2 protein-coding genes are annotated in these 1,004 nt (G+C 53.7%); both read left to right on the top strand.

What is annotated here, in order from left to right; translation table 11 throughout:
• Positions 1-228: transposase (locus tag K7X24_RS21925; RefSeq protein ID WP_411961362.1), on the top strand; the 228-nt coding region annotated here is incomplete at its 5' end.
• The coding region (locus K7X24_RS21920; protein WP_224558278.1) for an IS3 family transposase at positions 225-1,004 on the top strand (780 nt) is incomplete at its 3' end. The genes K7X24_RS21925 and K7X24_RS21920, both read left to right, overlap by 4 nt.

The raw sequence follows: 1,004 nt of genomic DNA, 5'->3' as shown, positions 1-1,004 counted from the left end.
CAGGCCTGCGAGGCTATGGGCGTGGGTAAAACGGCGATGCAGCGCTGGGTTCATCAACTCAATAGTGAACGCGGTGGCGTAACACCGGACGTGGGTAAAGCCCTGACGCCTGACCAGCAGCGTATTCAGGCGCTCGAAGCCCAGATCAGCAAAATTGAACGCGAGAAAAATATCTTAAAGGAGGCTACCGCTCTCTTAATGTCAGAGCCGTTCACTCGCTCGAAGTGATCCGGATATTGAGCGAGCGTTATCCTGTCGTCGAACTGTGCCTGCTTTTTGGCGTTCCGCGCAGCCGTTATTACTACCGGCGCGTGCCTGAACAACCTGACAGAGCTGAGCAAAGAGAACGCCTGTGCGAGTTGCATCAGGAAAGTCGCGGGTCGGCAGGGTCACGATCGCTATCGGTCGCGTTAAAAACCGAAGGCCATGAGGTTGGCAGAGACAAAGCCCGCCGCATGATGAAAGAGGCCGGTCTTGAAAGTACACAACGTCGCAAGCATCGCTATCGTTTAGCGAAAGATGAAGCCAAATATGCACGTAACCACCTGGAACGAGGCTTCACCGTTGAACGGCCTAATACCGTCTGGTGCGGCGATGTCACGTATATCTGGGCAGGAAAACGTTGGGTCTATCTGGCCGTCGTGTTGGATCTGTATGCCCGCAGGGTCATTGGCTGGTCTTTATCGTCATCGCCTGACAGCGTACTGACGAGTGATGCGCTGCGGATAGCTTATGAATCAAGGGGATGCCCTAAGGGCGTGATGTTCCACTCGGATCAGGGTAGCCATTACAGCAGCCGAGCATATCGGCAAAAGTTATGCCAGTACCGGATTAAACGGAGCATGAGCCGTCGCGGAAACTGCTGGGACAATGCGCCAATGGAGCGGTTCTTCAGGAGCCTGAAATCGGAATGGATACCGGAATGTGGTTACGAAAATGTGGAAGATGCAAAGACAGATATCCTGAGTTACATGACGTATTACTACAACCAACGCAGGCCGCAC

Origin of the sequence: Pectobacterium versatile (assembly GCF_020166435.1) — a bacterium.
GTDB classification, from domain to species: Bacteria; Pseudomonadota; Gammaproteobacteria; order Enterobacterales; family Enterobacteriaceae; genus Pectobacterium; species Pectobacterium versatile.
This window is presented reverse-complemented; position numbering and strand designations above follow the sequence as displayed.